The following is an 18,264-nucleotide window of genomic DNA, read 5'->3' as shown; positions in this document are numbered from 1 at the left end:
GCTCTGCTGTTAATGCTCGATAACGCGCTCAATATCTTCCTCATCACGTAGAGTAAGAATTTCGACGCCGTTGTCAGTGACTAACAAGGTGTGTTCCCACTGTGCACTTAAGCTGCGATCTTTCGTCACTACCGTCCACTGGTCAGGAAGAATTTTGGAGTAACGCTTACCGGCGTTGACCATGGGCTCAATGGTGAAGCACATTCCGGCTTCCAGTACGTCGCCAGTATTTGGGCGCCCATAGTGCACAACCTGTGGGTCCTCATGAAACGTTGCGCCAATGCCGTGCCCGCAATACTCACGCACAATCGAGTAGTCATGCGACTCAGCGTATTGCTGGATCGCGTGGCCCAGGTCACCTAAACGCACACCAGGCTTAACCATTCTGATTGCCTTGTATAAGCTCTCCTGAGTGACGCGCACAAGTCGTTCGGCCAGAATAGTGGGTTTTCCGACAATAAACATTTTTGACGTATCGCCGTGATAGCCATCCTTTTTCACGGTGACATCGATGTTGATGATATCGCCGTCTTTCAGTTTTTTGTCAGATGGAATGCCGTGGCAGATCACGTGGTTAACGGAGGTACACACTGATTTTGGAAAGGGCGGGTGCCCATAGTTGAGTGGCGCTGGAATAGCATCTTGCTGATTCACGATGTAGTCATGACACAAGGTATTGAGTTCATCAGTCGTCACGCCTTTCACCACATGCGGCGTAATCATATTGAGAACATCGGCTGCGAGTCGACCCGCAATACGCATTTTTTCGATTTCGTCTGCCGTTTTGATAATCGCGCCCAAAACTTACCTCTAATCTGTGCAATGAATGTATATAAAGCAGCAGATAGTACCGTTAAGTGCAGGCGCTGTACAGCCATCGGCGCGCTGCCTGGATGAACAATACGCTATAAAGTAGAACAGAAGTGTGACCTGATATCATCGATTTACCGGTTGAGAAACTTGAACATGCTGACATGTCATGGTATAAAGCGCGCGCTTTTTGGCGAATACTCGTTTGGCGAGTCGACTAAAAGGTTAATTAACTAATACACACATACATCGACACCGGTGCCGGGGTGTCTGTTGCTCATGCAGCGGATCGGTAGTGGGGATGTATGGAGGCCTAACCCAAATTGAGGACAATTTAATGGCAAACGTATCTATGCGTGACATGCTCCAAGCGGGCGTACACTTCGGTCACCAAACTCGTTATTGGAACCCGAAAATGAAACCTTTCATCTTCGGTGCTCGCAATAAGGTTCATATTATAAATCTTGAAAAAACGGTTCCGTTGTTTAACGACGCGTTGAGCTACATTTCAAGTGTGTCTGCGAAAAAAGGTAAAATCCTTTTCGTAGGGACTAAGCGTGCCGCTGGTGAAGCGATTAAAGAAGCTGCGGTTAGCTGCGACCAGTACTATGTTAACAAACGCTGGTTGGGCGGTATGTTGACTAACTGGAAAACAGTACGTCAATCTATCAAACGTCTGAAAGATCTTGAGCAACAAAGCCAAGATGGCACGTTCGAGAAGTTAACAAAGAAAGAAGCATTAATGCTTCAACGTGAAATGGACAAGCTTGAAAACAGCTTGGGTGGTATCAAGAATATGGGTGGCTTGCCAGACTGTATTTTTGTGATTGATGCCGACCATGAGCACATTGCTGTGACAGAAGCACGTAACTTGGGTATCCCTGTCGTTGGCGTCGTTGATACCAACTCTGATCCAGACGGTGTTGATTACATCATTCCGGGTAACGACGATGCAATCCGTGCCATTCAGCTATACTTGAATGCCGCTGCAAATGCAGTTAATCAGGGTCGTGAGAACAATCTTGAGTCACAGGCAGAGCAAGACGACTTCGTCGAAGCAACTGAGTAATAGAAGGATACTGATTAAGCGACCGAAGCGTAGCTTAGTCCAACATCTTTTAAGGGGCGAACACACAGGGTGCACGCCCCTTTACCTTATTAAAAAAGCTAATTGAGGAATTTATTATGGCAGTGACTGCAGCACTGGTAAAAGAGCTTCGCGAGCGCACAGGCGCTGGAATGCTAGATTGTAAAAAAGCGCTGGTTGAAACCGACGGTGACGTTGAATTAGCGATTGAGAACATGCGTAAATCAGGCCAGGCGAAAGCGGCTAAAAAAGCGGGTCGTATTGCCGCTGAAGGTGTTATTTTAACTGAAGTTGCCAATGGTCGTGCGACCATGATGGAAGTGAACTGTGAGACCGATTTCGTTGCGCGTGATGAAGGGTTTCTTGCTTTCGGAAAGCAAATTCTTGCTATCGCCGCAGAAAAGAACATCAACAGCATCGAAGAATTGAACGCAGCTGAATTGAACGGCACCACAGTCGCTGACGCGCGTGATACGCTCGTGGCTAAAATCGGTGAAAATATTAGCCCTCGTCGCGTGATCAATGTTGAAGGTGACAATCTAGGTGCTTATGTACATGGCGGCCGTATTGGTGTTGTGGCTATTTTAAATGGCGGTGACGAAGATTTAGCGAAAGACATCGCGATGCACGTTGCAGCGGCTAGTCCACAATACGTGAAGCCGGAAGATGTTCCAGCAGACGTGGTTGAGAAAGAAAAGCAAATCCAAGTTGAGATTGCGATTCAATCTGGTAAGCCTGCTGATATCGCAGAGAAAATGGTCGCTGGCCGCATGAAGAAATTCACAGGCGAAGTCAGCTTAACCGGTCAACCGTTTGTCAAAGATCCTTCAATGTCAGTTGCGGATTTACTTAAATCAAAAGGTGCTGACGTGATCAACTTCGTTCGTTTCGAAGTGGGTGAAGGTATCGAGAAAAAGACGGAAGATTTTGCTGCTGAAGTGGCAGCGCAAATGGCAGCAGCAAAGAAATAAATTGGCTTCTGACTTTTGCATGATGCGAATGTCATATACACTACGGGCACCTTGAAAAAGGTGCCTTTTTTGTATTTATACTCGCAGGTTGAGTGTGAATTTAATCGAGTTTGTTTGCTTGATAGAACATTGATGTCAGTGTTATCACGCAAACCGAATTCAAAAGGATACTAACTGCCATGACTATGACTCCAAAATCTGCTTATCGTCGAATTCTTTTAAAACTCAGTGGTGAAGCATTAATGGGCGATGAGGGTTTCGGCATCGATCCTAAAGTGCTGGATCGCATGGCGCAGGAAATTAAAGAGTTAGTTGAGTTAGGTGTGGAAGTTGGCTTGGTGATCGGCGGCGGCAATTTATTCCGCGGAGAAGGACTCGCAAAAGCCGGGATGAACCGGGTTGTTGGAGACCACATGGGCATGCTCGCCACAGTGATGAATGGCCTTGCGATGCGTGATGCTTTACACCGAGCCTTTGTCAATGCGCGTTTGATGTCTGCTATCCCACTTAACGGTGTGTGCGACGCTTATAACTGGGCAGAAGCCATCAGTCTGTTGAAATCCGGTCGCGTTGTTATTTTTGCAGCAGGTACGGGCAATCCATTCTTCACAACTGACTCGGCGGCCTGTTTGCGCGGTATTGAAATTGAAGCTGATGCCGTCATCAAGGCGACGAAAGTTGATGGTGTTTATGACTCCGATCCGGTCAAAAATCCCGACGCAGTATTGTATTCGCATATCAGTTATAATGACGTGCTTGAAAAAGAGTTGAAGGTAATGGATTTGGCGGCATTCACGCTTGCCAGAGATCATAACCTACCGATCCGCGTGTTCAATATGAACAAGCCGGGCTGCCTTAAACGTGTTGTCGTTGGGGAGCCGGAAGGCACGCTGATCAGTCACAATAATAAAGAGCAATAAAACAGGATATTGACCGTGTTAGATGAAATCGAATTAGACGCGCAGCAGCGCATGGAAAAAAGTATCGCCGCCCTTCGTTCTCAATTGAGTAAGATTAGAACTGGCCGCGCTCATCCCAGCCTTCTTGATTCAATCAGCGTATCGTATTATGGCGCTCCTACACCACTTCGTCAGGTTGCCAATGTCATTGCAGAAGATAACCGCACTTTGGCATTAACCGTGTTCGACAAGAGTGCAGTGCAAGCAGTTGAAAAAGCCATCATGCAATCAGATTTGGGTTTGAACCCGATGAGTGCTGGAGCAACGATTCGAATCCCTATGCCACCGTTGACCGAGGAGCGCCGCAAAGATCTCATTAAAGTTGTGCGCAACGAAGCCGAACAGGGTCGCGTAGCGATCCGAAACGTGCGGCGCGATGCCAACAGTGACATTAAAGAACTGTTGAAAGAGAAAGAGATTAGCGAAGATGAGAGCCGCGCTGCAGAAGAGAATATCCAGACGTTAACTAATACATTCGTAAAGAAGGTTGACGATATGTTAGCGGATAAAGAAACCGAGCTTATGGAAGTGTAAGCGTTTTGGATAAAGCTATCGCTCAGGCGCAAATTAATGCCATGGAACAGGCGTCTCACGACCAGCCGTTGGCCCTACCCAAACACGTCGCCATTATCATGGACGGCAATGGGCGCTGGGCTAAACGCAAAGGTAAAATTCGTACCTTTGGGCATAAGGCCGGGGTCGATGCGGTACGTGCGTCCGTGAAGTATGCGCGCGAAAATGGTATTTGTGCACTGACGTTGTTTGCGTTTAGCAGCGAGAACTGGAAGCGTCCCGAAGACGAAGTTAAGGTGCTGATGGAACTGTTTAACTTGGTCTTAAACAGTGAAGTTAAGAAACTCAACAAGAATGACGTTCGCTTGCGCGTCATTGGCGACCTCACTCGCTTTGACAAAAAGCTAGTCGACAAAATCCGTAAGGCTGAAAACCTCACCGCACAAAATACGGCCTTAACGCTGAATATTGCCGCCAATTATGGGGGGCGCTGGGATATTGCCAATGCCGCTAAACAACTCGCTTTGCAAGTAGCCCGTGGCGAGATCGATGCCAATAGTGTGGATGAAAATGCTCTGACTGAGCATATTAGCATGGCTGATCTACCACCGTTGGATTTGCTCATACGGACCGGTGGTGAGCAGCGTATCAGTAATTTTTTACTCTGGCAGTGTGCTTATGCTGAGTTTTTCTTCACACCCATATTGTGGCCAGACTTCAATGAAGCAGCGTTTGCGCAGGCGGTTGAGAGTTTTAGTGAGCGACAACGTCGCTACGGTATGACCGGTGAGCAAGTGACGGCGGCGACAATATGTTAAGGCAGCGGATTATCACCGCAGTCATTTTGGCGCCACTGGCGCTGATTGCCGTACTGTTTCTGCCGATATTTGAGTTTCAAGTTGTTATTGGTGGTGTTGTCGCTATTGGCGCGTATGAATGGGCAAAGATGTCTGGCTTAGACAGCCGCACCTACAAGCTGGTATACACGCTCATCACCCTGACTATCTGCATTTTTTTCGCTCAATATGTCGATGAAAATCTCATATGGTACCAAGGGCAGTTAAATGCCGTTTATCGCTACATCCTTGGGCTTTCCGTCATCTGGTGGTTATTTTCTCTGGCACTGATTATTGCCTATCCGCGCTGGAGCGCGTTTTGGAAGCACAGTGTGTGGATACGGGCATTGTTCGGTTTGTTTACGCTAATCCCAACGTGGATTGCGGTTGTTTCGCTACGCACCAGTTTGTATGAGATTGATCCCTTTTACGGGGCTTCATTGATTTTTTATGTATTGGGCATTGTGTGGGCCGCAGACATCGGCGCTTTTTTTGTCGGGGTAAAATTTGGTAAACACAAGCTCAGGCCGAACGTATCTCCGGGCAAAACCCTTGAAGGCTTAATGGGTGGAGTTACGGCGTCGGTGGCCATTATTGCCTTCGCGGCGTTGCATTATCAGGTTGACCCGTCGCGGATTTGGCTTCATATCGTCATTGGTGGCTTAACGGTTGGGGTATCTGCATTGGGCGATCTCAATGAGAGCATGTTCAAACGCTGTGCTGGCATGAAAGACAGTGGAAAAATCCTGCCGGGGCACGGTGGTGTTATGGATCGTATTGATAGCCTGACCGCTGCATTTCCCATCTTCGCCTATTGCTATGTCACCTGGATGGCGTAGTGCAAACGGTAACGATTCTGGGTGCCTCTGGTTCAATTGGCTGCAACACACTGGATGTGATTGCACGCCATCCTGATCGCTATCGGGTTTTCGCGATTACCGGCTGTCGTCGAGTTGAACGTCTCATGCAACAAGCAAAAGCGTGTGCGGCTCGCTATGTCGTCATTGCCGACGAAACGCTTTACGAAGATGCAAAACATTTCGCAAAACAGTATGGTGTTGAAGCCGAAATACTTATGGGTGAGGATGCGCTCAGTTTTGTGGCTAGCGACTCGGCCGTGGATATTGTTATGGCTGCTATTGTCGGCGCTGCGGGTCTACTCCCTACGCTGGCGGCAGTCAAAAGCGGTAAACGTGTTTTGCTAGCGAATAAAGAAGCGCTGGTGATGAGTGGAGAGCTATTTATTCAGGCCGCTAATCAATACGGCGCCACCTTGTTGCCGATTGATAGCGAACACAACGCTATTTTTCAATCGCTTCCTCAGACCTTTCAATACGGTGATTTACAGGGCAGTGGGATATCGAAAATCCTCCTGACCGGTTCTGGTGGGCCATTTTTGACACGCGCCATCGACAGTTTTAATACCATTACGCCAGACGAGGCTTGCGCTCATCCCAATTGGGACATGGGCAGAAAGATATCGGTTGATTCGGCTACCATGATGAACAAGGGGCTTGAGTTTATTGAAGCACATTGGTTGTTCGGCGTAGCGGCCAGCGACATTCAAGTCGTATTGCACCCGCAAAGCACGATTCATTCGATGGTGCAGTATGTGGATGGCTCGGTTATCGCACAACTAGGCAACCCGGATATGCGTACACCCATTGCGCATGGGTTGGCCTATCCTGAACGCATTGTGTCGGGTGTGAGCGCACTCGACTTTTCGCAACTTGCTGCGTTCACTTTTGCACAGGCCTGCCCCGAACGTTACCCTAATTTAGCGTTGGCAATCTCTGCGTGTGAATCGGGACAGGCTGCGACAACACAGCTAAACGCCGCCAATGAAGTGGCGGTTGACGCATTTTTATCCGGCGCAATACGCTTCACCGACATTGCCAGCGTCAACGCAGAATCTTTGCAGCAATTGGAACCTACTTCAGTTTCTTCAATCCAACAGGTGTTAGACATTGATACTGCCGCGCGCGCTGCGGCTCAGCAGCACGTACAGAGGCTTACGGCATGATTGATTTTTTCTGGAGTTTAGGTGCTTTCATCGTTGCGCTTGGTATTTTAGTTGCCGTGCATGAATGGGGGCACTTCTGGGTAGCACGCCGGTGTGGTGTTCATGTTGAGCGATTTTCCATCGGCTTTGGTAAAGCATTATGGCGCACCAGAGATAAGCACGGTACTGAGTTTGTCATTGCCGCTATTCCGCTCGGTGGATATGTGCGTATGCTGGATGAGCGGGTTGATAATGTGCCAGCCAATCAAGCGCACAAAGCCTTTAATCGCCAGTCGGTGGGTAAGCGTATGGCAATCATTGCCGCTGGGCCCGGCGTCAATTTTGTTTTCGCGGTGGCTGCACTGTTCCTCATGTATTTGATTGGTGTCCAAACGGTAAAGCCGATAGTGGGGAGTGTTGAACCACAGAGCTTTTCTGCTCAGGCAGGCGTTCAGGCTGGCGATCAAATTATTGCCGTAGGCGGTCGAGAAACCCTCGATTGGGAAGCGGTTAATCTCGAATTTGTTTCACATGTTGGTGACAGTGAATTACCGGTTACTGTGCTACGTGAGACAGGTCATTCCCAGCAATTGATTGTTAACATTGCTCAGTGGCGTTTTGACCCTGACAAAGCATCCGCTTTGTCGAGCTTAGGGATCACGCCTTTTCGGCCCAATGCCACCACAGAGATTGCCTTTATCGGTGAAGAGAGTGCGGCCGCAAGAGCCGGAATTGAAGTGGGTGACGAACTCCTTGCCATTGACGGTGTCGAAGTTGACTCGTGGCAGAGTGCCGTTGAGTTGATCACAGTAAAACCCAATCAAAGCATCGAAATTAGTGTGCTGAGAGGCAATGCACCCATGAATGTTAATGTTCGATTGGATGCGGTGGAGAGTGACAATGGTCAACGCGGTTATCTGGGTGTGAGTCCACGAGTTGAACCTTGGCCAGATGGGGTTGTCTTTACTCATCAGTATGGCATTGTTGGCGGTTTTAGTCAGGCTTTGGAGCGAACTTGGCGTTTAATGACGCTAAGTGTTGAGATGATTGGCAAGCTCATCACCGGCGATGTATCGGTGAAGAATTTAAGCGGTCCTATTTCAATCGCTCAGGGGGCAGGTGCCAGCGCTGACTATGGTTTAGTCTATTTTCTGAGTTTTTTAGCGCTTATCAGTGTGAATTTAGGCATAATTAACCTTTTGCCACTGCCCATGTTGGATGGTGGGCATCTGATGTATTTCACTATCGAGTGGCTTACTGGGAAGCCTGTGTCTGAAAGTGTTCAAGAACTGGGATTTAAAATTGGTGGTGTGTTGTTGTTTGCGCTGATGAGCATCGCCATTTTTAACGACATTGCTCGATTGGCATAACGATAATAATGTAGCAAACGCGTAGGAAGAATAGGTATCAATGAAGTTTAGACAGTTAGTTGTAGCCGGATTATTGTCGTCCGTTGCTAACCTCGCCATTGCAAATGATAACGAGTTTGTAGTTGAAGATATACGGGTAGAAGGTCTTCAGCGCGTGGCGCTGGGCGCGGCATTGACCTTTCTGCCGGTGCAGGTTGGCGATGAGTTAAACAGTTTTCGTATCTCACAGGCGATCCGCTCGCTGTATTCATCAACCCATTTTGAGAATATCGAAATTTTACGGGAAGGTAATACATTGATAGTGCGCGTGGCAGAGCGCCCGACTATCAGTAATATCATCTTTGAGGGCAACGATGATATCAAAGATGAACAATTGCAGGAAAGCCTTGATGGCAGCAATGTGCGCGTAGGCGAGCCGCTAGATAAGACGGTGCTAACTTCCATCGAGAATGGCCTTAAAGACTTCTTTTATAGCATCGGTAAATACAACGCCGATGTCACGGCGATCATCACTCCACTTCCACGCAACCGGGTGGATTTAAAATTACTGTTTGAAGAAGGCGATGCGGCCAAAATCCAGCAAATCAATATTGTGGGTAACGAAATTTATTCTGATGAACTGTTGTTCGATCAGATGGAGTTGCAGTTCAATACGCCATGGTGGGATTTTATGTCTGAAACCCGCTATCAACAGCAAACCTTGTCGGGTGATATTGAAGCGATTGAAAACTATTATAAAGATCGCGGCTATTTACGGTTTGCTATCGACTCTACACAGGTTTCTATGACACCCGAAAAATCGGGTATTTATGTCACTCTTAATGTGGAAGAGGGTGAGCAGTACACGATTTCAGATGTTGAATTAGTCGGCGATATCTTGGGTCATGAAGACTACATTCGACAAGTGTTGCCACTCAATCCGGGTGAAATGTATAACCAGGCTGAAGTGACCTACACAGAAGAATTTATCAGTAAGTACTTAGGGCGCTTTGGTTATGCATACCCTACGGTAACCACCGTGCCTGACATTGATGATGAAGAAAAAACCGTTAAATTGACTCTCTCGGTTGATCCGGGCAAGCGTATTTATGTGCGCCGTTTGAATTTTGAGGGCAACATGGTCACGGCGGATGAAGTGCTTCGTCAAAATGTCAGCCAGATGGAAGGTACATGGTTGAGCAATGGTTTGCTGGAATCATCGAAAAACGCGCTTTCGCGCTTAACCTACATGGAAGAAGTCGAGTTCGATACCGTACGTATTCCCGGCGAAGATGATAAAGTTGATGTTAATTTTACCGTTAAAGAGCAGCCGTCAGGCTCGTTCAATGCCGGTATTGGTTATGGTGACAGAACCAAGCTAAGCTTACAGGCGGGTATTCAGCAAGATAACTTTTTAGGTACCGGTAAGCGTGTCGGCCTGAGTTTGAATACGGTTTCTTATCAACAATCCGCGACCATTACCTATCAGGACCCATTCTTCACCATTGATGGTATTAGTTTAGGTGGTTCGATTTCATACAGTGAGTTTGACGGTGAGAGCTTCAACGTCATTCGCTTTAACAGTAAGCAATATTCCGTGGGTGCGAATATTGGTTATCCGATTGACGAATTTAACCGTATCAATTTTGGCTTAACGTATTCCAACGTGGAGCTGTTTACTCGTGAACAGTTTGATCAAACCGACCGCTTCTACGAGCAGTTTATTGATCCTCAGGATCCCGATGCTTCCATCAACTACGAAAGTTATTTGGCTTCTGTGACTTGGAGCCGTAGCACGCTGAATCGTGGGGTTTTCCCAACCGCAGGTTCATCGCAGCGGGCATCATTTAGCATCACTACGCCAAATTCAGACGTTAACTACTTTAAGACCATTGTAGACGGCAAGTTTTACTTCCCGCTAAGCCGAAATCAGCGCTGGTCTGTGCTGGCACGCTTGCGCCTGGGCTATGGTAATGGCTATGGCGATATCAATGGTAACGATCAGGTGCTGCCGTTCACGGAAAACTTTACCGCGGGGGGCAGTGATACCTTGCGTGGTTTTGAGAACAATACGGTCGGCCCGCGCGGGATAAGACGCTTAAGCGGCGGTCAAATCATCGGTCCAGATGGCTCAATCATTCCCGGAAGCCCACAAACCAGTCAGTATGATCCATCGCGCAGAAGCTTAGGGGGTAATGCAATGGCGTTGGGTGGTATAGAGTTAATTGTACCAACACCTTTTGTCGAAGCTGATTTCGATAATTCTGTACGTACCAGTTTATTTATCGATGTGGGTAATGTCTGGGATACTGAATTTGATATTGATGATTACGCAGGCCTGACAAATGCGCGAGAAGGTCGCGATGATCTGGTTGAGTTGCAGGATTACAGTGATTGGAAGCAATATCGCAGTTCGGCGGGTATTTCTGTACAATGGCTGTCACCCATGGGGCCAATGGTATTTAGTTTCTCGAAAGCGATTCAGGAACGTTCTGGCGACGACGCCCGTTTCTTTACCTTTAACATTGGTCAAACATTTTAATAAAATAGGGAAAGCTGTTAAGAGTATCCCGTTAATAAGTGAATTTAAGGAGTTTCCGTTGAAACAATTTGCAAAACATATGATAGCAACTGCCTTGTTAAGCACAGCAGTCATTGCAACCCCCGCTGTAGCGGAACAGAAGATTGGTATCGTTGACGTTCAGGCAATTTTTCAGGCTATGCCGCAAGCGGCTGAGATTTCTGAGTCAATTAATGCTGAGTTTAAAGATCAGATTGAAGAAGTGACTCAGTTGCAGCGTGATGTTCAGTTTTTCAGTGAGCGTTTGCAGCGTGACGCTGCGACGATGAGTGAAGCTGAAAAAAATGAGCTTCAGCAGAAAATCATCACCGCGCGTGAGCAGTACACGGCGAAGGGTCAGCCTTTACAGCAAACCATTCAACGTCGTAGTAACGAGGAAAGAAACAAGTTGCTGGGATTGATCAAACAGTCAATCGACAACGTCGCAGCGCAGGGCAACTACGATTTGATACTCAATGCAAATGCAGCGTCGTTTGCTAAGCCAGACCTTGACGTGTCTGCACAGGTTTTGGATTCGGTCAGTAAACTGAATTAATAAACCGGTATCATTGATATATTATGCAGGCCAAATAACATTGTTGTTTGGTCTGATTTGTTTTTGGCGCAAATGCGCGTATGGTTGGCACCATTTTTACTAGCTACACTTGCGCATCACCCGTGCGCTTGAGAGTTACACGGAGGCACCTTGGCCAACTCATTGAACCCAATCGACATCCAAGAGATTTTGGATCTGCTGCCACATCGCTATCCATTCTTGTTGATTGATCGCGTCACCGATATCACCCTAGGTCAATCGATCAAGGCGTATAAAAATATTACGTTTAATGAACCTTGTTTCACTGGGCATTTCCCCGGTCGTCCCATATTTCCTGGGGTTCTCATTCTGGAAGCGATGGCACAGGCTGCTGGTGTTCTTGGTTTTAAAACGAAAGGGAATACGGATCAGTTATACCTTTATGCGGGTATTGATAAAGCGCGCTTTAAACGTCCAGTTATTCCTGGAGATAGATTGGATTTCGATGTTCAGTTGGTTAAAGAGCGCCGAGGGATCTGGAAGTTCAGCGGCGTTGGCAGTGTTGATGGTGAGGAAGCTTGCGCTGCAGAATTCATGTGTGCAATGCGAGCAATGTAAATGACAGTTCATTCAACCGCCATTATCGAGTCGTCGGCCACATTGGGCAGCAATGTCAAGGTCGGCCCCTTTAGTTACATTGGCCATGACGTGGTAATTGGTGATGATTGTATTATTGAATCTCATGTTGTCATCAAGGGCCCAACCAAAATTGGCCGCGGGAATCATTTCTTTCAATTCGCCAGTATCGGTGAAGCGTGTCAGGACAAAAAGTACGCGGGTGAACCAACACGGTTAGAAATTGGCGATAATAACGTCTTTAGAGAATCGGTTACGGTTCACCGCGGCACGATGCAAGATAAACAGGTGACGGTAATCGGCAGTCACAATTTACTGATGGTTAATGTGCATGTCGCTCACGATTGTATTGTCGGAGACGACAATATCTTCGCTAACAATGTGACGCTTGCGGGCCACGTGGAAGTGGGCAATCATGCGATCATGGGTGGGCTGGTCGCGATCCATCAATTTTGCAAAGTGGGCTCCCATAGCTTCGCCGGGGGGGGCGGAATTATTCTGCGCGATATACCACCCTACGTCATGATCAGCGGGACCAAGCATGTCCCACAAGGGATTAACTCCGAAGGACTGCGCCGACGCGGCTTCAGTAAAGAAGCGATCATGCAGATAAAACGCGCCTATAAAGTGATTTATCGTGATGGGAATACGGCAGCTCAGGCAGTGGATATTCTCAAGCAAATGGCGGTAGACACGACCGAAGTGGCTTTATTAGCGGACTTTATTGAAAACTCAGAGCGCGGGATCATTCGTTAGACGATGAGCCGTCCACTGCATATTGGCATCATCGCCGGCGAGCCATCGGGTGATGTGTTGGCGGCAGGGCTTATTCGTGCCATTCAGGCGAAACATTCAAATGTGCGATTCAGTGGCATCGGTGGCCAACATATGCTGGCCGCTGGTTTTCACTCTATCGTTGATATGGAAACGCTGTCTGTGATGGGGTTAGTCGAAGTTTTATCTCGATTGCCTGAGCTTGTTGGCGTCAAACGTGCCGTTTTGACGCACTTTGCTGACGATAAACCCGATGTGTTTATCGGTGTTGATGCGCCTGATTTCAATTTGCGGATTGAAAAGGTGCTTAAACAACGGGGAATTCCCACGATCCACTATGTTAGTCCTACCGTGTGGGCATGGCGCGAGAAGCGTATTCATACAATTGCCGAGGCAACAGATTTGGTTTTAGGATTGTTCCCTTTCGAGGCACCTATCTATGCGCAGTACAAGGTGCCCTATCGTTTCGTGGGCCATACGTTGGCCGACACTATTCCGCTTTATCCCGACCAAAAAAACGCGCGAGAACAGTTCTCACTCGATACGCAGCAACCCGTACTGGCGCTATTGCCGGGTAGTCGACGTGGCGAAGTCGCGGCACTGCTCGACAGTTTTTTGCAAGCAGCCACCATTGCAGCATCAAAACTGACGCAGGGTGAAGCAGCGTTAACCGTACTAATCCCCGCGGCCAATGCGGCACGCCGAGAGCAGATTGAAGCGACTATCGGGCAATACAGCGATTCCGCGTTAGCTATTCAGGTTATTGATGGTCAATCGAGAGAGTGTTTGATTGCCGCCGATGCGGTGTTGATCGCATCCGGTACCGCCACACTAGAAGCGATGCTGTGCAAAAGACCCATGGTGGTGGCTTATAAAATGGCGAAAATGACGCATTTTCTAATGAGCTATCTGTACAAGCCCGCGTATTTCTCGTTACCGAACTTGCTTGCGGATGCGCCCTTAGTGACTGAGTTATTGCAACAGGATGTGAATGCAGAAACGCTGGCGACACACTTAATTCCCTTATTCGGTGATAAAGGGCAACAGCTTGAGCAACGCTTCATTGAAATACACCAATCACTGAAATTGAACGCGGATTCTCAGGCAGCAGATGCCGTACTGGGGCTAGTAACATGTTGATTGCGGGTGTCGATGAAGTCGGGCGTGGGCCTTTAGTTGGTGCTGTGGTGACAGCGGCAGTGATCCTCGACCCCGACAAGCCGATTGATGGGTTGATGGACTCTAAGAAGCTGTCCGAAATGAAGCGCAATACACTGGCAGAACAAATTAAATTAAACGCCCTGAGCTGGGCCATCGGGCGGGCGGAACCGCACGAAATTGACAACATGAATATCCTGCAGGCATCCTTACTCGCCATGCATCGCGCTGTCGAGTCACTGGCCGTTCAACCCGAGTGGGTTCGAGTAGACGGTAACCGATTACCGCAGTGGAGTTATCCCTCTGAGGCCGTCGTAAAAGGCGATAGTCTGCACGCTGAAATTTCGGCTGCATCCATTCTTGCTAAGGTCACGCGCGATGCAGAAATGCTGGCGCTTCATCACCGGTTTCCGGCCTACGGATTTGATCAACATAAAGGCTATCCCACTAAGGCCCATTTTGCTGCCATCGCCCGTTTAGGTGTACTTGATTGTTACAGAATGAGCTTCAAACCCGTACAATCCATTATTCAGGCAAATCCCAACGCAATTCATGTGAGCAAGTAGTTTATGAGCCATGACGTGAACGTCGATTTCGTACACCTGCGTGTACACAGTGACTATTCCATGATGGATGGTTTGAACAAAACCAAGCCGATACTCGATCAGGCTAAAGCGCTTCAAATGCCGGCCATTGCGATTACCGATCAGATGAACATGTGTGGTTTGGTAAAGTTTTATTCTGAAGCTCACAGCCGCGGTATCAAGCCCATTATCGGTGTCGACTTATGGTTGCAAAGCCAGTTTGTAACGGACCAGCTAACCCGATTGACGCTGCTTGCGATGGATTTGGATGGCTATCGGAATATCACGCTGTTGATTTCCGAAGCCTATAAACGAGGTTATGTTCAGGGTCGTGCGGTGGTCGATCAAGTCTGGTTAGCTGAGCATTGCAAGGGCGTTATTGTGCTCTCGGGTGGCGTTCAGGGTGACTTGGGTGTCGCTATTGCGAAGAAGAATACTGCGCTGACTCAACAAATTATTCAATTTTACCAGCACCACTTCGCCGACCAGTTTTATATTGAACTGAACCGCACAGGTCGGGCGGGCGAAGAGAGCTATATCCACCACGCCGTGCAGGTTGCATCGCATTTTGAACTGCCTGTGGTGGCAACCAATGAAGTGTGCTTTTTGTCTCCCGAGGGGTTTGACGCGCATGAAATTCGGGTTGCGATACATGATGGATATACATTAGACGATCCTCGCAGGCCAAAGCGCTACAGCGCGCAACAGTACTTACGCTCCAGTGAAGAAATGTGCGCATTATTCGACGATATTCCCGAGGCGTTGGCCAATTCTGTTGAGATAGCAAAGCGTTGTAACGTGGTGGTTAAACTGGGTGAATACTTTTTGCCTAAGTTTCCAACGGGCGGCATGTCGGACGCCGACTATCTGGTTAAGGTGAGTCATGAAGGCTTGGAAAAGCGTCTGGCCTTTTTGTTTCCAGATGAACAGGTGCGGCAAAAAAAGCGGCCAGCATACGATGAGCGGCTGGACATTGAACTGACCGTTATTAACCAGATGGGTTTTCCCGGCTACTTTCTGATCGTGATGGAGTTTATTCAATGGAGTAAAGATCACGACATTCCGGTGGGGCCAGGGCGTGGTTCAGGTGCCGGTTCATTAGTTGCCTATGCGCTGGACATCACCGACTTAGATCCACTGGAATTTGACTTACTATTTGAGCGCTTTTTGAATCCCGAGCGTGTATCCATGCCCGACTTTGATGTCGATTTTTGCATGGACAGACGCGATGAAGTCATCGACCACGTGGCGCAAATGTACGGCCGCGATGCGGTGTCGCAAATTATTACCTTTGGCACCATGGCCGCAAAAGCGGTAGTCCGTGATGTGGGCAGGGTGTTAGGGCATCCCTATGGTTTTGTTGACCGCATCAGCAAGCTGATCCCCTCAGATCCTGGCATGACACTGGGTAAAGCATTTGAAGTTGAGCCGAGATTGTCAGAGCTTGAGCAGGCTGATGAGGAGGTGGCTGACTTAATGGCCATGGCGCGCATTCTTGAAGGCGTGACTCGGAATGCGGGTAAGCATGCGGGTGGTGTTGTGATTGCACCGACCAAAATTACTGATTTTTCACCACTTTATTGCGACGACGAGGGCAATAATCCCGTCACGCAGTTTGATAAAAATGATGTTGAAACAGCCGGCCTAGTCAAGTTTGACTTTCTTGGATTACGCACTCTGACCATCATTCAGTGGGCCATTGAGATGATCAAGGAGGCTAACGGTGATGTGATAGATATCAGTGCGATTCCGTTAGTGGATAAAGTCAGTTTTGATATGCTTCAGCGCGCGGAAACGACGGCTGTTTTTCAGCTTGAATCCCGTGGTATGAAAGATCTCATTAAACGCCTTCGCCCTGACACGTTTGAAGATATTATTGCACTAGTGGCATTGTTCAGGCCCGGACCACTGCAATCGGGTATGGTGGATAACTTCATTGACCGTAAGCACGGCCGAGAAGCCATCTCGTATCCCGATGCTGATTACCAGCATGAATGTCTGGAGCCCATACTGGAACCGACCTATGGGATTATTCTTTACCAAGAGCAGGTAATGCAAATTGCTCAGGAAATGGCGGGCTATTCACTGGGTGGAGCCGATCTGTTGCGCCGCGCAATGGGCAAAAAGAAACCCGAAGAGATGGCGAAGCAACGAGCGGTATTCGCTGAGGGTGCCAAGAACAATAATATCGATCCTGATCTTGCGATGAAAATCTTTGACCTGGTAGAGAAATTTGCCGGTTATGGATTTAATAAATCGCACTCTGCGGCTTATGCGTTGGTGTCTTATCAAACGCTCTGGCTGAAAGCCCACTATCCTGCGCAGTTTATGGCGGCGGTGATGTCTGCCGACATGGACAACACCGATAAAATTGTCACTTTGGTGGATGAGTGTGCTCGTATGGGCCTGACATTGCTTCCGCCTGATTTGAACAGTGGGCGATACAAATTTACGGTAAATCCAGATGGTCATATCGTGTATGGCATTGGTGCCATTAAAGGCGTTGGCGAAGGCCCAATTGATGCGATTATCGCCGCCCGGGAAACCCATGGCAGTTTTAGCGACTTGTTCGATTTTTGCGCCAAAGTCGATATTAAGCGCGTAAACCGGCGTGTCTTAGAAAAACTGGTGCTATCTGGCGCGATGGATAATTTAGGTCCGCATCGGGCAGCGATTATGGCGTCTCTGCCGGAGGCGATAGCGGCGGCGGATCAGCACGCGCGCGCAGAATCTTTTGGTCAATCGGATATGTTTGGGTTATTGAACTCAGAACCGGATGATGTTCAACAAGCGTTTGCTGACGTGCCAGAATGGTCAGAGAAAGTTTGGCTTGATGGCGAGAAAGAAACGCTCGGCTTGTATCTCACAGGGCACCCGATAAACCAGTATATTGAAGAACTTGCACACTATACAGATGGTCGTCTGGTTGATTTGAAACCCACGGGCCGTGACGTGATGGCATCGGCTGTAGGACTGGTGCTGGGTGTGCGTGTGATGACGAACAAGAAAGGCAAACGCTGGGCAATCGTTACGCTAGACGATAAAAGTGCGCGTATGGATGTCCGATTTTTCCCAGACGCCTATGAGCAGTATGAGTCGATGCTGGTCGCTGACAAAATTTTGCTGGTTAAAGGACAGGTCAGCTTTGATGAATACGCGGGTGGCAATACAATTACCGCCAGAGATGTGATGGACATTGTTGCGGCACGAGAAACTAATTTAAGCGCTATTTCACTGCACATTGGCGCAGATTGGTGTAATGTAAACACAGTGTCTACACTTCAAAACATTATAAATGAATATCGTGGTGGGAGTTGTCCACTGCAATTCAAGGTCACTCATCCTGACGTTGAATTGACCTTGGCGAGCGGGGCGGATTGGTATGTCACGCCAGAAGACCAGCTGTTGCACGACTTAAAACAGTGTTTGGGTGCTCAGAAGGTATCAATGGCGTTTCGCTAGGCGCAATGGCAACTTACATGAAAGCGGT

General features: G+C 48.2%; 16 protein-coding genes. 15 read left to right on the top strand and 1 reads right to left on the bottom strand.

Annotation, left to right across the window (positions count from 1 at the left end; translation table 11 throughout):
* Positions 1-9: 9 nt before the first annotated feature.
* Entirely contained in the window at positions 10-801 is a 792-nt protein-coding gene (map, locus tag KIU71_RS01200; RefSeq protein ID WP_214129296.1) for a type I methionyl aminopeptidase, read from the bottom strand.
* Positions 802-1,147: 346 nt separating this feature from the next.
* On the opposite strand from map, the gene rpsB reads away from it, so the two are divergent.
* The 15 genes from rpsB to dnaE all read left to right on the top strand — a co-directional run bounded on the left by rpsB (position 1,148) and on the right by dnaE (position 18,236).
* Positions 1,148-1,879, top strand: a complete 732-nt coding sequence (rpsB, locus tag KIU71_RS01195; RefSeq protein WP_214129294.1) for a 30S ribosomal protein S2 — start codon at positions 1,148-1,150, stop codon at positions 1,877-1,879.
* A gap of 116 nt (positions 1,880-1,995) precedes the next feature.
* A complete protein-coding gene (tsf, locus tag KIU71_RS01190; RefSeq protein WP_214129293.1) occupies positions 1,996-2,868 on the top strand; it encodes a translation elongation factor Ts in 873 nt (290 codons plus the stop codon).
* 179 nt (positions 2,869-3,047) lie between these two features.
* Positions 3,048-3,788, top strand: a complete 741-nt coding sequence (gene pyrH / locus KIU71_RS01185; RefSeq protein ID WP_214129292.1) for a UMP kinase — start codon at positions 3,048-3,050, stop codon at positions 3,786-3,788.
* Positions 3,789-3,803: 15 nt separating this feature from the next.
* Complete coding sequence (gene frr / locus KIU71_RS01180) at positions 3,804-4,361, top strand: ribosome recycling factor (RefSeq protein ID WP_214129286.1); 558 nt, start codon at positions 3,804-3,806, stop codon at positions 4,359-4,361.
* A gap of 41 nt (positions 4,362-4,402) precedes the next feature.
* Positions 4,403-5,158 carry a polyprenyl diphosphate synthase gene (gene uppS, locus KIU71_RS01175; protein ID WP_214129704.1) on the top strand — a complete coding sequence of 252 codons (756 nt, stop codon included), beginning with the start codon at positions 4,403-4,405 and terminating at the stop codon, positions 5,156-5,158.
* The gene (locus KIU71_RS01170; protein ID WP_214129284.1) at positions 5,152-6,015 is read left to right on the top strand and encodes a phosphatidate cytidylyltransferase; all 864 of its coding nucleotides are present in this window, start codon (positions 5,152-5,154) and stop codon (positions 6,013-6,015) included. The genes uppS and KIU71_RS01170 overlap by 7 nt, the downstream gene beginning before the upstream one ends.
* Complete coding sequence (ispC, locus tag KIU71_RS01165; protein WP_214129283.1) at positions 6,015-7,199, top strand: 1-deoxy-D-xylulose-5-phosphate reductoisomerase; 1,185 nt, start codon at positions 6,015-6,017, stop codon at positions 7,197-7,199. The genes KIU71_RS01170 and ispC overlap by 1 nt, the downstream gene beginning before the upstream one ends.
* Positions 7,196-8,548, top strand: coding sequence for a sigma E protease regulator RseP (gene rseP / locus KIU71_RS01160; protein ID WP_214129282.1), 1,353 nt, complete (start codon positions 7,196-7,198; stop codon positions 8,546-8,548). The genes ispC and rseP overlap by 4 nt, the downstream gene beginning before the upstream one ends.
* Before the next feature lie 40 nt (positions 8,549-8,588).
* Positions 8,589-11,069 carry an outer membrane protein assembly factor BamA gene (gene bamA, locus KIU71_RS01155; protein WP_214129280.1) on the top strand — a complete coding sequence of 827 codons (2,481 nt, stop codon included), beginning with the start codon at positions 8,589-8,591 and terminating at the stop codon, positions 11,067-11,069.
* 58 nt (positions 11,070-11,127) lie between these two features.
* Positions 11,128-11,643, top strand: a complete 516-nt coding sequence (locus KIU71_RS01150) for an OmpH family outer membrane protein (protein ID WP_214129279.1) — start codon at positions 11,128-11,130, stop codon at positions 11,641-11,643.
* Positions 11,644-11,793: 150 nt separating this feature from the next.
* Positions 11,794-12,240, top strand: coding sequence for a 3-hydroxyacyl-ACP dehydratase FabZ (gene fabZ, locus KIU71_RS01145; RefSeq protein WP_214129278.1), 447 nt, complete (start codon positions 11,794-11,796; stop codon positions 12,238-12,240).
* Positions 12,241-13,014, top strand: a complete 774-nt coding sequence (gene lpxA / locus KIU71_RS01140) for an acyl-ACP--UDP-N-acetylglucosamine O-acyltransferase (RefSeq protein WP_214129277.1) — start codon at positions 12,241-12,243, stop codon at positions 13,012-13,014.
* Positions 13,015-13,017: 3 nt separating this feature from the next.
* A complete protein-coding gene (lpxB, locus tag KIU71_RS01135) occupies positions 13,018-14,172 on the top strand; it encodes a lipid-A-disaccharide synthase (protein WP_214129276.1) in 1,155 nt (384 codons plus the stop codon).
* Complete coding sequence (gene rnhB / locus KIU71_RS01130) at positions 14,166-14,756, top strand: ribonuclease HII (protein ID WP_214129274.1); 591 nt, start codon at positions 14,166-14,168, stop codon at positions 14,754-14,756. Before lpxB ends, rnhB begins: the two co-directional genes overlap by 7 nt.
* A gap of 60 nt (positions 14,757-14,816) precedes the next feature.
* Positions 14,817-18,236 carry a DNA polymerase III subunit alpha gene (gene dnaE / locus KIU71_RS01125; protein WP_390881765.1) on the top strand — a complete coding sequence of 1,140 codons (3,420 nt, stop codon included), beginning with the start codon at positions 14,817-14,819 and terminating at the stop codon, positions 18,234-18,236.
* The last annotated feature ends 28 nt before the right edge of the window (positions 18,237-18,264 follow it).

This window comes from Alteromonas oceanisediminis (genome assembly GCF_018474025.1).
Classification (GTDB): domain Bacteria; phylum Pseudomonadota; class Gammaproteobacteria; order Enterobacterales; family Alteromonadaceae; genus Alteromonas_E; species Alteromonas_E oceanisediminis.
This window is presented reverse-complemented; position numbering and strand designations above follow the sequence as displayed.

What these genes read in the sequence shown, in the direction of transcription:
- rnhB (WP_214129274.1), top strand. Translation starts at nt 14,166, where the DNA reads ATGTTGATTGCGGGTGTCGATGAAGTCGGGCGTGGGCCTTTAGTTGGT.
- lpxB (WP_214129276.1), top strand. Translation starts at nt 13,018, where the DNA reads ATGAGCCGTCCACTGCATATTGGCATCATCGCCGGCGAGCCATCGGGT.
- rseP (WP_214129282.1), top strand. Translation starts at nt 7,196, where the DNA reads ATGATTGATTTTTTCTGGAGTTTAGGTGCTTTCATCGTTGCGCTTGGT.
- KIU71_RS01170 (WP_214129284.1), top strand. Translation starts at nt 5,152, where the DNA reads ATGTTAAGGCAGCGGATTATCACCGCAGTCATTTTGGCGCCACTGGCG.
- bamA (WP_214129280.1), top strand. Translation starts at nt 8,589, where the DNA reads ATGAAGTTTAGACAGTTAGTTGTAGCCGGATTATTGTCGTCCGTTGCT.
- dnaE (WP_390881765.1), top strand. Translation starts at nt 14,817, where the DNA reads ATGATGGATGGTTTGAACAAAACCAAGCCGATACTCGATCAGGCTAAA.
- uppS (WP_214129704.1), top strand. Translation starts at nt 4,403, where the DNA reads ATGGAACAGGCGTCTCACGACCAGCCGTTGGCCCTACCCAAACACGTC.
- pyrH (WP_214129292.1), top strand. Translation starts at nt 3,048, where the DNA reads ATGACTATGACTCCAAAATCTGCTTATCGTCGAATTCTTTTAAAACTC.
- rpsB (WP_214129294.1), top strand. Translation starts at nt 1,148, where the DNA reads ATGGCAAACGTATCTATGCGTGACATGCTCCAAGCGGGCGTACACTTC.
- tsf (WP_214129293.1), top strand. Translation starts at nt 1,996, where the DNA reads ATGGCAGTGACTGCAGCACTGGTAAAAGAGCTTCGCGAGCGCACAGGC.
- lpxA (WP_214129277.1), top strand. Translation starts at nt 12,241, where the DNA reads ATGACAGTTCATTCAACCGCCATTATCGAGTCGTCGGCCACATTGGGC.